Source organism: Microbacterium sp. Cr-K32, assembly GCF_000708345.1.
GTDB lineage: Bacteria > Actinomycetota > Actinomycetes > Actinomycetales > Microbacteriaceae > Microbacterium > Microbacterium maritypicum_A.
Genome location: NZ_JARD01000005.1, coordinates 14,006 through 27,337 on the forward strand (window position 1 = coordinate 14,006; position 13,332 = coordinate 27,337).

Annotated in this window: 12 protein-coding genes; 6 read left to right on the forward strand and 6 right to left on the reverse strand. The window is 70.7% G+C overall.

From position 1 onward, the window contains the following. Positions 1 to 17: 17 nt before the first annotated feature. Positions 18 to 1,262, reverse strand: coding sequence for an extracellular solute-binding protein (locus tag GZ64_RS0100235; protein ID WP_021200132.1), 1,245 nt, complete (start codon positions 1,260 to 1,262; stop codon positions 18 to 20). A 325-nt stretch (positions 1,263 to 1,587) separates the two neighbouring features. On the opposite strand from GZ64_RS0100235, the gene GZ64_RS0100240 reads away from it, so the two are divergent. From GZ64_RS0100240 to GZ64_RS0100260, 5 genes are read left to right on the forward strand one after another with little or no spacing between them, the layout of a single operon-like run. Further along, positions 1,588 to 2,484 (forward strand): SIS domain-containing protein, encoded by an 897-nt coding sequence (locus GZ64_RS0100240; RefSeq protein WP_021200133.1) that lies wholly within the window; start codon positions 1,588 to 1,590, stop codon positions 2,482 to 2,484. 24 nt (positions 2,485 to 2,508) lie between these two features. Further along, the gene (locus tag GZ64_RS0100245; protein WP_081859622.1) at positions 2,509 to 3,501 is read left to right on the forward strand and encodes an ROK family protein; all 993 of its coding nucleotides are present in this window, start codon (positions 2,509 to 2,511) and stop codon (positions 3,499 to 3,501) included. Further along, on the forward strand, positions 3,498 to 4,442 hold the full coding sequence (locus GZ64_RS0100250; protein WP_021200135.1) for a 1-phosphofructokinase family hexose kinase: 945 nt from the start codon (positions 3,498 to 3,500) through the stop codon (positions 4,440 to 4,442). The genes GZ64_RS0100245 and GZ64_RS0100250 overlap by 4 nt, the downstream gene beginning before the upstream one ends. Further along, positions 4,439 to 5,293, forward strand: a complete 855-nt coding sequence (locus tag GZ64_RS0100255; protein WP_029264720.1) for a class II fructose-bisphosphate aldolase — start codon at positions 4,439 to 4,441, stop codon at positions 5,291 to 5,293. The genes GZ64_RS0100250 and GZ64_RS0100255 overlap by 4 nt, the downstream gene beginning before the upstream one ends. After that, positions 5,293 to 6,069: a DeoR/GlpR family DNA-binding transcription regulator gene (locus tag GZ64_RS0100260; RefSeq protein ID WP_029264721.1), complete on the forward strand. Its 777-nt coding sequence runs from the start codon at positions 5,293 to 5,295 to the stop codon at positions 6,067 to 6,069. The genes GZ64_RS0100255 and GZ64_RS0100260 overlap by 1 nt, the downstream gene beginning before the upstream one ends. 253 nt (positions 6,070 to 6,322) lie before the next feature. On the opposite strand, the gene GZ64_RS0100265 is transcribed toward GZ64_RS0100260, so the two are convergent. The 4 genes from GZ64_RS0100265 to GZ64_RS0100280 all read right to left on the reverse strand — a co-directional run bounded on the left by GZ64_RS0100265 (position 6,323) and on the right by GZ64_RS0100280 (position 11,678). Then, a complete protein-coding gene (locus tag GZ64_RS0100265; protein WP_029264722.1) occupies positions 6,323 to 8,773 on the reverse strand; it encodes a CHAT domain-containing protein in 2,451 nt (816 codons plus the stop codon). A gap of 143 nt (positions 8,774 to 8,916) precedes the next feature. Next, positions 8,917 to 10,488: a S8 family peptidase gene (locus tag GZ64_RS0100270; protein WP_021200139.1), complete on the reverse strand. Its 1,572-nt coding sequence runs from the start codon at positions 10,486 to 10,488 to the stop codon at positions 8,917 to 8,919. A gap of 57 nt (positions 10,489 to 10,545) precedes the next feature. Next, the gene (locus GZ64_RS0100275; protein WP_021200140.1) at positions 10,546 to 11,001 is read right to left on the reverse strand and encodes a hypothetical protein; all 456 of its coding nucleotides are present in this window, start codon (positions 10,999 to 11,001) and stop codon (positions 10,546 to 10,548) included. Next, a complete protein-coding gene (locus GZ64_RS0100280) occupies positions 10,998 to 11,678 on the reverse strand; it encodes an RNA polymerase sigma factor (protein WP_231479796.1) in 681 nt (226 codons plus the stop codon). Before GZ64_RS0100280 ends, GZ64_RS0100275 begins: the two co-directional genes overlap by 4 nt. Before the next feature lie 68 nt (positions 11,679 to 11,746). Here GZ64_RS0100280 and GZ64_RS0100285 point away from each other — a divergent pair, with 68 nt between their 5' ends. Next, positions 11,747 to 11,965 carry an SCO4848 family membrane protein gene (locus GZ64_RS0100285; protein WP_029258825.1) on the forward strand — a complete coding sequence of 73 codons (219 nt, stop codon included), beginning with the start codon at positions 11,747 to 11,749 and terminating at the stop codon, positions 11,963 to 11,965. A 33-nt stretch (positions 11,966 to 11,998) separates the two neighbouring features. Here the strand turns inward: GZ64_RS0100285 and GZ64_RS0100290 are convergent, their stop codons facing one another. Continuing rightward, positions 11,999 to 13,312, reverse strand: a complete 1,314-nt coding sequence (locus GZ64_RS0100290; RefSeq protein ID WP_029258826.1) for an MFS transporter — start codon at positions 13,310 to 13,312, stop codon at positions 11,999 to 12,001. Positions 13,313 to 13,332 lie beyond the last annotated feature (20 nt).

The window sequence follows — 13,332 nt, forward strand, 5'->3', positions numbered from 1 at the left end:
CTCTCCGATCAGCGGGCTCAGCCCGCGTCGACCTGTGCCTGGATCTCGGTCAGCACGTCCTGTGCCGGCTTCGACTGGATCTGACCGAACAGCGACTTGAACGCACCGTCGGCAGCGGACCACTTCGGGTTCGTCGACGGGTAGAACTGCGCGTCGGGCAGCACGTCGAGGAACGGCTTGAGGGCCTCTTCGCCGGAGAGCTGCTCGGCGCCGGACTTGGTGACCGGCAGGAAGCCCTCGGCCTGCACCCACGGCACGTAGACGTCGGCGGAGTAGTAGTAGTCGAAGAACTTGGTGATCGCCTCCTGCTTGTCACCATCGTTCTGGAACGCCATCAGCTGGTCCATGACGCCGAGGGTGAAGGGCGAGCCGTCCTTCGTCGGGATCGGAACGATGGAGTAGTCCAGGTCGGGGTTGTTCTCCTTGATCTGGCCGACCGTCGGCGGGAGGCCGACCTGCATGCCGATCTTGCCCTGGATGAAGATGTCCATCAGGGGGGAGCGCTGCGTGGAACCCGGGTCGGCCTGCGTCGCACCGGCGTCGATCATCTTCTTGATCTGCTCGGCACCGGGGAGGTTCTCCGGGGTGTCGATCGTGATCTCGGAGGCATCGCCGAACGATCCGCCGCCGCCCCACAGCCACACGGCCGCTTCTGCCTGCGCCTCTTCCGATCCGAGCGGCATGCCGTAGCCGGCGACACCGCCGCCGAGTGCGGACACCTTGGTGGCGGCATCCAGCAGCTCATCCCAGTTGGTCGGCGCCTCGACGCCGGCCTGGTCGAGCAGCGCGTTGTTGACGAACAGGGCGCGCGCCGAGGCGATCATCGGCAGCGCGTAGGCGGTCCCGTCGACCTCGGCGTTCTTGAGGAACGACTCCTGGAAGTCGGAGTAGGTGTCGTCGGAGACGACGTCCTTCGTCGGGTAGAGCAGCTCATCGCCGACGAAGCCCGCGAAGGGTCCGCCGTTGTAGATGTCCGGTGCCTCGCCGGCCTGGATCTTGGTGGAGACGACCTTCTCGAGGTTGTCCCACGACTGCACCTCGAGCTTGACCTTGATGTCGGGGTTGGCCTTCTCGAACCCGTCGATCACCGTCTCCCAGTTGGCCTTGGTGCCGTCGGAGTAGCTGGGGACGAGGAGGTCGAGGGTGGTCGAGCCGTCCCCGCCTCCGCTGTCGCCGGACGAACCGCCGAACCCGCACGAAGCGAGCGAGAGCGTGGCGACGGCCGCAATGGCGGCGGCGCCGAACCGCAGTGACTTCTTCATGTGTATTGCATTCCTCACTGTGATGTCCGAACCCTCGGCGGCAGGGCCGCTTCGGGAGGGGGTGTGGTGCACAGTCGCAAGCACATCACGCGACAGTGCGTGGGTGATCGTTTCGCCGTGAGGCAGCCGCGATCGTTCAAGCCGGGGCTCGGGGCTCTCGACTTCGGCCGGGGTCGACGTCGAGGGTGGAACTCGTCTGATTATTTGTCAGGAGAACAAACAAATCAAGGTAAAGCTGTTGGTGTTGTGATTCGACGCCATACTATGATCGAATTAGGCTTCAAACGATCACAAGTCTGCAACTTATCGCCAGAAAGGCACCTCGATGTCCGAATCGCTGCCCGGCGCACACATGCGCGAAGAACTCAATTCCCAGCCGGAGATGTGGGCGCGGGCGGCCGATCTGAAGGCCGAGCAGGCACTGCTCCCCGCATCGGGGGCCCGCATCGCCGTCGTCGGATGCGGTACGTCGTGGTTCATGGCGCAGTCGTACGCCGCGTTGCGCGAGTCCGCCGGTCAGGGTGAGACCGACGCCTACGCGGCGTCCGAGGCCTTCCTCGACCGCGGATACGACGCCGTCGTCGCCCTCACCCGTTCCGGGACCACGAGCGAGGTGCTCGAGCTCGTCGACCGCATCAAGGGGCGCATCCCGACCATCGGAGTGATCGGCGATCCGGATTCGCCGCTCGTCTCGCTCGCCGACGAGGCGGTGCTGCTCCCGTTCGCCGATGAGCAGTCGGTCGTGCAGACGCGATTCGCGACCACCGCGCTGGCGCTCTTCCGGGCGTCGCTCGGCGAAGACCTCTCCGGCGCCATCGCCGATGCCGAGGCCGTGCTCGCCGAGGACGGCGACGACGAGCTGCGCGACGCGGAGCAGTACACGTTCCTCGGACGCGGATGGACGATCGGCCTCGCCCACGAGGCCGCGCTGAAGCTGCGCGAGTCCTCGCAGTCGTGGACCGAGGCGTACCCCTCGATGGACTACCGGCACGGTCCGATCGCGATCGCGGCCCCTGGCCGCGTCACCTGGCAGTTCGGCGAGGCTCCCGAGGGACTCGCTGCGCAGGTCGAGGCCACCGGCGCTCGCTTCGAGCAGCGGTCGATCGACCCGCTCGCCGACCTCGTGCGCCTGCACCGCACCGCGCTCGACCGCGCCGTCGCCCGCGGCCTCGACCCCGACCAGCCCCGCAACCTCACGCGATCCGTCATCCTGGATGCATGACGCAACCCGCCGCCGGAGCTGACCATGACCCGAGCTGACGGGACGGATGCCGTTCCCGACGTCGAGCGAGACGCGACCGGTGAGAAGCTCGCCGCCGTGCGCACGCTCGGCGTCGGTGCCCCCGTGCTGGCGTTCGACGTGGGCGGCACCGACATCAAGTCGGCCCTGTTCGACGCCGACGGCACCGCCCTCGGACTGCGCCGCACGCCCACGCCGATCGCCGAGGGCGACCGCACGCAGGTGCTGCTCGAGCGTCTCGAGGTGCTGGCCGAGGAGCTCCGCGCCGCGCACCCCTCTGTCGTGCCGCAGGCGGTGGGACTCGTCGTGCCCGGGATCGTCGATGCGGATGCCGGCTTGGGCGTCTTCGCGAGCAACCTCGGCTGGCACGACTCGCCCTTGCGCGACCTCGCCGCTGAACGCCTCGGGCTGCCCGTGGCCTTCGACCACGATGTCCGTGCCGCCAGCTGGGCGGAACGCCGACTCGGTGGCGCGCGCGACTACGCCGATTCGGTGGTGCTCGTGATCGGCACGGGGATCGCCGGTGCGCTGCTGGTCGGGGGCGTCCCGTACACCGCCGGCGGTTACGCGGGTGAGATCGGGCACTCCCCGATCGCGGACGGGCCGATCTGCGCGTGCGGCGCACGCGGTTGCCTCGAAGCCGTCGCCTCGGCCGGTGCCATCGCCCGGCGGTATCGCGAGGCGACCGGGATCGCTCCGGACGGAGCGAAGGACGTGATCGCCCGCGCGGCGGCCGGCGACGAGGTGGCCGGGGACATCTGGAATTCCGCGCTCGACGCGCTCACGATGTCTCTGGCTCAGCTCACCGCCGTCGTGGCGCCGGAAGCAGTGGTCATCGGCGGCGGACTCTCCCGCGCCGGCGGCGCCCTGTTCGATGAGCTGCGCACGCGCCTGGCCGCCCGGCTCAGCTTCCATCGCATCCCGGCGCTGGTCCCCGCCGAGCTCTCCGGCAACGCAGGGCTGCTGGGCGCCGCTCTCCGCGCACGGGAGCTCACATGATCCTCACCGTCACTCCGAACCCCGCCCTCGACCTCACCTGGCGCGTCGATCGGCTCGTCGAGGGCGGAACGCACCGGGCGGATGCCGGGGCCGCTCGTGCCGGCGGCAAAGGACTCAACGTCGCGCGGGTGGCGCACGCCGAGGGTGCGGACGTGCTCGCGGTCACCACCGTGGGCGGTCGGGTCGGCGAGGAGTTCGCCGCGGAGCTGCGCACGAGCGGTGTGCCGAACGCGCTGGTGGCGGTCGCCGCGGAGACCCGCCGCAGCATCGCGGTGGTCGATGAGGCGCTCGGCGACACCACGATCATCAACGAGCGGGGTGCGAATCCGACCGATGCCGAATGGGCGGCGCTGCTCGCCGAGGTCGTCGAACGGTTGTCGGGTGCGCGAGTGCTGGTCGTGTCCGGCAGTGTGCCGCCTGGCGCGCCGGAGTCGTTGCTCCCCATGCTCATCGCGGTGGGGAAGGACGCCGGAGTGCCGGTGATCGTCGACACCTCCGGACCCGCTCTGCTGCGCGCGGCGGAGGCCGGAGCCACAGTGCTCAAGCCCAACGCGGCCGAGCTGGTCGAGGCCACAGGCATCGCCGACCCTGTCGAAGGGGCCCGATCGCTGATCGCCCGGGGCACCGAACTCGTGCTGCTCTCGCTGGGGGCCGAGGGCATGCTCGCGGTCACGGCATCCGCACTCGTGCACGCTCGCCTCGACGAACCCCTCGCGGGCAACCCGACGGGCGCCGGTGATGCCGGGGTCGCCGCCTGCGCCGTGCTGTACGCCGAGGGGGTGCGCGATCCCGAGCAGATCCTTCGCCGGGCCACCGCCTGGTCCGCCGCCGCGGTGCTGACCCCGCTGGCCGGCGACATCTCGTCGCGCTGGACGGAGCTCGAGCAACAGCTCCGCATCTCGCATCCCCATCCTGAATCGTTCCGGAAGGACCCTTCGTGACCCTCGTCTCCGCTCGCGACCTCGTCTCCGCCGCTGCCGCCGAAGGCACCGGCATCGGCGCCTTCAACGTGATCCACCTCGAGACCGCCGAGGGGCTGGTGCGGGCCGCCGCCCTCGCGCACCTGCCCGTCATCCTGCAGATCTCGCAGAACTGCGCCGACTATCACGGCGGGCTCGAGCCCATCGCGCTGGCCACGCTCGCGGTGGCCAGGCGTGCACAGACGCCCGTGGCGGTGCACCTCGATCACGCCGAGCGGCCCGAACTGGTCGACGAGGCCATCGCGCTGGGCTTCGGCTCGGTCATGTTCGACGGCGGCGCCCTGCCCTACGACGACAACGTGGCTCTCACGGCGGCGGTCGCCGCCCGTGCCCACGAGGCGGGAGTCTACGTCGAGGGCGAGCTCGGCGAGGTGGGGGGCAAGGACGGGGCGCACGCTCCGGGTGTGCGCACCGACCCCGACGAGGCGCGTGCGTTCGTCGCGGCCACCGGCGTCGATGCGCTCGCGGTCGCGGTGGGTTCCTCGCACGCGATGACCGACCGCACGGCGTCCCTCGACCTCGACCTGATCGCACGACTGCACGAGGCCCTGCCGGTGCCGCTGGTGCTGCACGGGTCCTCCGGCGTCGCGGATGCCGTGATCGCCGACGCCGTGCGGGCGGGCATGACGAAGATCAACGTCTCCACGCACCTGAACGGGTTCTTCACGCGGGCGGTGCGCGAGAAGCTCGACGCCGATGAGCGTCTCGTCGACTCCCGCAAGTACCTCGCCCCCGCCCGCGACGCCCTCGCCGGTGAAGCGGCGCGGATGCTGCGGCTGTTCGCGCTGCAGCCGGCGGAATCGGTCGCCTGATGAAGCGGGCGGCTCGGCTGAACGCGATCCTCGACCTCCTGGCAGCGAAGGGCGAGGTCACGGTCGAAGAGCTGGTCGACCGGTTCGAGGCCTCGTCGGCGACCATGCGCCGAGACCTCGACACCCTCGCCGAGCAGCGCCTGCTCACCCGGACCCACGGCGGCGCGGTGGCGCAGACCGTCGCCTATGAGCTGCCCATCCGCTACAAGAGCCACCTGCGCACGCACGAGAAGGCCAGCATCGCGCAGACTGCCGCCGGCCTGGTCGCGCCCGGCATGGTGGTCGGGCTCTCCGGCGGGACCACCACGACCGCCATCGCCGCCGCGCTCGCCGCCCGCGACGACCTCGCAGGGAACGGCGGCATCACCGTCGTCACAAATGCCGTGAACATCGCCGCCCAGCTCGCCACGCGGCCCGACATCAAGGTCGTCGTCACCGGCGGCGTCATCCACTCGCGCAGCTACGAACTGGTCGGTCCGTTCGTGGAGCAGCTGCTGCGCGGGGTGCGGCTCGACATCGCCTTCATCGGCGTGAACGGGATGGATGCCGTCGCCGGTGCGACCACGCAGGACGAGCGCGAAGCCGCGGTCAACCGGATGATGGCCGAGCGAGCCCGCCGTGCGGTCGTGGTGACCGACGGCAGCAAGCTCGGCGTCGAGGCGTTCTCGACGGTCGGTGGTGTCGAGCTCTTCCCGACCGTCATCACGGACGCCGGAGCGGATCCCGAGGTGCTCGCCGCCCTCCGCGCGGCCGGATACGCGGTGCTGGTCGCCTGAGCCCGGACGCTGTCGGACACCCCAAGGGCCCCGACGTCCCCAGATCGTCGAGGCCCTCTGAGGGTGTCGCGGCTGCATGCCGCGACGCCCCCGAGCAGATGGTGTCCGTGTCGTACTCGCGCTCCCCAGTGCGCCTGATCCCCAGATCCGACTGCGCCTCCCTCGCGCCTCACCCTTCGAGGCCCTTCGCATGGCACCTTCCGAAGAACAGGAGCGTGCGGCATCGGTTCTGATACACCGAATGGAGGAAAAGTCAGAATCCGTTTCCATGACACTGGAACGGCGCGTTCACGCCGGTGTCGACCGCGGCCCTCGCGAGCGCGACGGCCGGTGCGGCACCCGCGGAGAGACCGGTGTGCACAGCGCTGAGCAGATCGCCGGCCACATCATCGGGGACCGCGACGGGGGCGGCGATCACGCAGTCGGCACCGGCGTGCAGCCACACCCGCGTCATGCCCAATGCCTCCTCGCCCCAGCGCACCGACGAGCGTCCGAGCTCACAGGCCGAGAGGATCACCGTCGCCGGGACCCGCGGAATGAGATCGACGTCATAGCCGAAGAGGATGCCGTCGGCGAGCTCGAATCCGGAGAACAGCGGGTTGTCCACCGCGTGCCTGCCGTGCGCGGCGATGTGCAGCACATCGGTGGCTGCGGCGAGTTCTGTGACCGCGGCGACCGTCGCCTCCCCGGTCAGCAGGGTCTGCGGTGCCACCCCGGCGCGTCGCCAGGCCGCCGCTGCCCGTTCGACCTCGTCACCGGCGCGAGCGACACGCGGACCGGCGGCGAATCCGACCGAGGCCGGCCGCGTGATCGTGCGGGAGGGGCCGGCCAGCAGGCGCGAGACGGATGTCGCGAGCGTGAACGGGGTGCCCGACATGCCGGAGAGCATCGCCCACGGAACTCCACCGAGCGCTCCGGGTACCGTGATGGCCAGTCTCGCTGCGGACGGCGCGGCGAGCAGCGGCGGCGCGAGGAGCTCGGCGTCGAGGATCGCCAGGCGCGAGGCGAGCGCCCGTTCGGTGACCTCGCCCATCAGGCCGCCACGGGTCAGGGCGGCCATGTCGAGGTCGGCGCGGAGGCCGTCGAGCGCCGACTGCACCCGCGACCAGGACAGATCGACGACGGTCGCACCCGCGGTGGTCACCAGGACCGCATGCAGATCGGTGCCGGTGAACACGTATGACAGGACGGCCAGGTCGGGATCGAGCAGCGCCATCGCCTCCGTGAGTCCGAGCCGTTCGCGCGTGCCGCCTGAGCCGGTCGCCGCCCACTGTCGTTCGCGCACCCGATCACGGAGGGCGCGCACCCTCGCATCCGTCGTCCAGTCGGCGCCGGCCAGCTCGGCACGGAGCATGCGCAGTTCCGCCAGATCGACCGCGAGGGATTCGTCGTGCGGGGGGCGCACCGGGGCGACCTGCTGGCTGAGGTGCCGCGCACGCTCCGACCACTCGAACAGGAGGGCGGGGTCGCGCCGTCGAGCGGCCGCGGAGAGTCCGGCGAACATCAGGTCGCTGCCGTGCATCGCGACCGACGCCTGCAGGTCGAGAGCGCCGAACGACTGCTGCCAGGCGGTGAGCAGATCGAGGCCATCGGCGGCTGCCCGGAGGGCATCGCGGTCGCGACCGGCGGCTGCGGCGCGAGCGGCGCGCACCTCGTGTGCACGCAGGCGCAGGGGCGTCGGGGCCGCATCGTCCAGCCGTGGCAGCCGGCCGGAACCGTCACGCCGAGCGCTCAGGCGGAGTCCTGTCGCCTCGGTGCGGAAGCCGCCCTGGTCGAGCGCCTTCGCGGTGCGCGCGAAATCGTCGCCGTCGATGGGGCGGTGCGGCTTCGCCCGCTGCTGCGCCTCGAGGCGCACCGCTTCGGCACGCGCCGCCCACCCGTGATTCCCGAGTGCGGTGAAACGTCGGGCGGCGCTGCGGGCCGCCCGCTCTGCGGCGGCGGGATCATGTCGCAGCAGCGAGCGGGCGAGGTGGAATTCGGCCTCGCCCCTGGCTTGCCGCATCCGCTGCGCGCCGAACTGGGCGGCGACCTGTTCGAGCAGTGCCTCGGCCTCGGTCGTGAGGCCCGCGTCGCGCAGCACCTCCGCCCGATCGAGGTCGCTGATCGCCGCGGCGAGGTCGCTGATCGCGGCGAGCTTCGGACGGGAACGGGTCATCAGGGTGAGCGCGGTGACGAGGTCGCCCCCGAGCAGCGCCGCATAGCCGAGATTGTGCCGCGCCTCGGCCAGGGGCTCGTCATCGTCGTTCGCCTCGTACACGGCCACCGCGCGCCGCAGATCCTCGACGCAGGTCTCGAGCTCGCGCTGCTGCATCCGCACCACCGAACGGTTCATCAGACAGTTCGCGAGCTCGGTGGTCTCGTCTCCGATCGCCGTGAGCGTGTCGATGGCGCGGGTCAGTTCGACTTCCGCCTCGGCCAGCCGTCCGCCGTGCATGAGAAGTGTGCCGAGCTGGCCGCTGAGCACCGTGATCGTCTCCGCACGGAGGCCCGTTCGGCCGAGGGCCTCGCGGCACAGCTGCTCGGCGGCCGCGGGCTCTCCGGTCTGCGCGAGCACGTAGGCGACCGTGCCGTCGATGCGCGCGCGGAGGTCGGGGTCGTCGGTGCGGGTGGATGCCGTGTCGAGCGCGCGTCGTGCCTGCGTGAATCGTCGGGCGTTCGCCGCTTCGACGCCGCGCCGGTGCAGCTCGATCGCGGACAGGGGCATCCCTCCAGAATGCCGTGCGTCGGGTCTGCAAGGGAAGAGCCCGGATTCCGCGGAGCACCCCGCGCACCAGGACGGGCCGCCCGCATCGGTACGGACGGCTCGTCCCGGGGGTACATCAGGCCGGGTGCATCAGGCGCGATCGATCAGGCGGAGTCCACGGGATCCGGAAGCGACTTCAGCACCGCGGCGACGGCTTTCGCCGCGGCTCCGGGGCTGACACCGCCGACCGGCACGGTGCCGAGCTGCGCGGCGACGCGCGCGGCCACGTACGGGGCGGAGAAGGAGGTGCCGCTCCAGATCGCGAATCCGCCGCGATAGTCGTCGGGGTCGATCGTCTCGCGGCGGAGGCCGTCGACGTCGGCCCTCGTCACCGCCTGGGTGCCGCCCACGAACGCGGGTGACGTGCTCACCACGGCCGCGCCCGGTGCATAGACCCGGACCCAGGGGCCGATGTTCGAGAAGAGGGCGACCGACTGCGCCGACGGATTGAGAGCTCCGACCGACACGAGCGGCGCGTCCTTATCGGGGCGGATGCCGTTGTCGGCACCAGGCCAGGGCCAGAGCGACGCGGGGAAGGAGGGGCGGTCGATCGCGTCGTTCCCGGCCGAGCACACCACCACGCATCCGAGCTCGCGCGCCTTGGCGAGCAGCTGGTACAGCGTGAGACTGAAGAGTCCGTCGGTCGGTGTCTCGTGGTAGTAGCTGAGCGACAGGTTCAGCACATCGATCGGGAAGCCCGTGTTCGGATCCTCCCGGTGGCGGGCGAGCAGCGTCACGACCTGGGCGACGGTCTCGAGCAGGGTGCTCTCGTCGACCACTCCGAGGGCTCCGGCCACCCGGATCGAGAGGATGTCCGCATCCGGGGCCGCCTGTCGGACGAGCCCGGCGATGAAGGTGCCGTGCCCGGCGACCGCGTCGATCTCGCCGTCGAGCTGCCCGTACAGGTCGGGGTAGCGCTCCGGGTCGGCGTCGTCGGTCAGCCCCACCGGCACACCGTCGAGGTCGACCGTGCGGGTGACGATGTCGGCGGGCAGCCAGGCGTGTTCGCCGCAGCCGGTGTCGAGCACCGCGACGACGGGCCGCCGTCCGCGCTTCGGAGCGGGCCCGCGCACCGGAGCGGGGCCCAACCAGGTGACGGGCTGTCGCGCGCCGCGTCCGGGCTCGAGGTAGTCGTCGCTGCCGCCCGCGCCCCCTCCGGCGCCGCGCACCGGGTTGGTGCGCGTGAACGGGTTGGTGCGGGTGAACGGGTTCGTCCGGGTGAACGGATTGAGCCCGACCGGGTCGATGGACAGCACGTGGTCGAGGCTCGTGCGCGGCATCGTGGAGCGGGACATGCGGCGGGCGCGCTGGAGCACGCGCCAGGCGTCGGGTGCGACGGGCGATTCGCCGCGGACCGGTTCGTCGGGGGTGCGCAGCCGTGCGCGCAGGAAGCCGGGGACTCCCGGAACCAGCTCGCCGTCGAGTGCCGAGCGGGTGCCGTCCTCGATCTCGAGCTGCCATCCGAAGGTGTCGGCTGCATCACGCAGGGTGCGCACCTCGCGGTCGTAGGCCTCTTCGTCGCCGAGGGCGCGGGTGATCAGCAGCCGCTCCGGCAGGTACGCCGTCGGAAACGCGCGGATGCCGTCCACCGGTTCCGTGCTCGGGTCGAGTGCCGTGCCCCGGCGGATCGATCCCTCCGCGCGGTCCTGCCAGGTCCATCCCTTGGGCTGATCCATGCGTCATCCTCTCCGTGCGGGTCACCCCGCGTCCTCATCGACGGGCGGTGCCCGCGATCACAGCTCGAACTGCGGGGTCGCGAGGGTGCGCGTCTCGTCCCCGATCACGGTCGTCAGGCTCACGCGTGTGAGGCCGGGAGGCACATCGTCGAACACGAAGCGTCCTGTCTCCTCCGGCGAGACCGACCGTGTCTTCTCGCCCTGCGTCAGCACGATCTCCGCGGCAGCGGTGTCGACCCAGCCGTCGACACGGCGGTGACCGGACGCGGTGGTCGTCACGTGCAGCAGGATGCTCGTGGAGCCGTCGCTGAACTGCAGGGTGAGCGCATCCGCTTCGCCCCGCACCGCGCCGAACTGTCCCTCCACGAGGGTCAGAAGCGCGTACTCGCGGTTCAGGCCGTCGGCGGCGACCGCGGCGACCATGCGATCGATCAGGCCGGCGGGCATCGGATCGACCTCGCTCCACAGGGAGCGGAGCCGGGCGAACATCTGGGCATCCTCATGCTCGGTCATGCGAGTCCCCCTGTCTGCGCTGTCGGCGGCGCGTCCAGCAGGGCGCGCAGCTTGGCGAGGCACCGATTGCGTGTGGGGCCGATGCTTCCGATGGGCATGGCGAGGTCGCTGGCGATGCGCGCGTAGTCGGGGCGATCCTCGAAAGCGATCACACGCAGCAGCTTCTGGCAGCGTTCGTTGAGGCGGCGCACGGCCGACCACAGGCGACGGTTCTCGTCGCCGAGCGCCGCGTGCTCCTCAGCCGAGGCCTGCTCGGGAAGAAGCGTGTCGAGGTCGTCTGCTTCGGCCGTGTCGACCTTGCCATGCGCCTTCGCGACCTTCCAGGCCTCGCGGCGCGCGGTGGTCGTGAGCCAGGCGGACACGGCGCGAGGATCGCTGATCGACCCGTGACCGCGGACGAGCTGCAGCCACGTGGTCTGCACGACGTCTTCGGCGAGCGTGCGTTCGAGCCCGTACGCGCGCACGACGTGCCAGAGCACGGGCGTCATCAGCCGTACGAGCTCGTCCATCGCGCGGCCGTCGCTCTCGCGCCATGCACCGAACAGATCCGCGGCGCGCTCCCAGCGTGCGCGCCCGTCGTCCGAGGCAGGATCGTGAGCGGTGCCGGGTGCACCGTCGATCATGAAGCCCATTGTGATCACACCTACCAGGAGCGCGGCAAGGGCTTTCTGATACATGTCTGCATCCAAGAATCCCGCGGCTCCCGGTGGGTCGCGCGCATAGGTGACGCCGATAGCGTGGAGGGGTGATCCCCCTCGCAGTCGTGCTCTTCCTCAATGCCGTCTTCAACGCTCTCGTCTGGCCGCAGTTCTACAAGCGCGTCGCCAAGGATCCGCGGGCGCGGGATGAGAACGGCAGGGCCACCGCGTTCCTCAAGGTGCACGCGGTGCTCATCGGGATCGCGCTCGTGCTCGCCCTGGTCTCCCTGCTCGCCGGTATCGCGGCGCTGACCGGCGTTCTCTAGGCCGGAAGAGTCGGGCCTCGCCGCCGCGCGGCGTCAAACCGTCTCGTACTGTTTCGCGTGCGCGGCCCAGCCTGACTCGACCGGGAGCGCCCGCAGCGCACGGTTGCTCACGGCGAGCACGACCGAGATCAGGCACAGTGCGGCGCAGATCAGGATGGTCCACTCCCTCCCGATCCACGCGAGCCCGAAGCCCGCGATGAGCGGTGCGAGCGGCATCGCACCCATGCCGAGGACTCCGGCGGCGCTGTTGGCGCGACCGAGCAGATGGCTCGGGGTGGCGACCATGAAGTAGCCCATCATCCCGGCGTTGAGCGCGGGGATCAGGAGGACCGAGGCGCCGAGCACCACCGCGATGGCCCAGGGATCGGTCACCATCGAGAGGGCGATCGCGCCGATCGAGACGACCGTGAGTCCGGCGATGGTCAGGACGCCGGCCTTGATCCTCGGCACGAGCAGCGGTGCACAGACCGCGCCCACGAGCATCACGGCTCCGATCGACGCGCTCAGGGTGCCGATCAGCAGCTCGGAGTAGCCGTCCTGCTGGAGGGCGTAGATGATGGTCGTGATCGTGGCGTTGAAGCCGAGGTTGATGACCGTCGTGATGAGCAGCACTCCGCCGAGGTCGGGGCGGGAGAGCAGCCAGCCGAATCCCTCGCGCAGTTCCGCCCAGGCGTTCGGCTTCACGGCCACACCGGGCTCGACGACGGTACTCGGCTCGGCGACGTCATCCGCACCCGTGTCGATCATCCCAGCACGGCGCACCTGACGCCCCAGCATCCACGCGGTCAGGGCCGCGATCGCGTGACACAGCGTCATGACCACGCCGACGAGCCATCCGCCCACGCCCAGCAGCAGGCCGCCGAGCGGACCGCCTGCGAGCTGGAGAGCGGCATCGCGTCCCTGGTTCGCGGCTTGGGCACGGCCCATCGCGTCGTCGGGCACGATCTCCTTGATCGCACTCTCGCCCGCGACGTCGAAGAGTCCACTGCGCGCGGCGAGCAGCACGTCGATCACCAGCAGCGACCCGAACGTCATCGCATCGCCGAGGGCGAGAAGGGTGAAGCCGCCCGCGAGCACGATGCCGATGAGGGAGCCGAGGAGCATCAACGCGATGCGGCGGTGGCGGTCGGCCAGCACGCCGCCGGCCAGGGTCATGAGGAGTCGGGCGACCATGCCGGCACCGCCGATGATGCCGGCCTGGGCGGGATCGTTCGTCACGATCAGTGCGAGCAGGGGGATGGCGAAGCCGAACAGCGAGGCCGCGAGACCCTTGCTGGTGTCGCTCACCAGCCAGGTGAGGTATCGGGTGTTGCGCCACAGGCGGTGGGGCGCGGTGACGGTGGTCATGTCCTGAGAATAGATGCGCA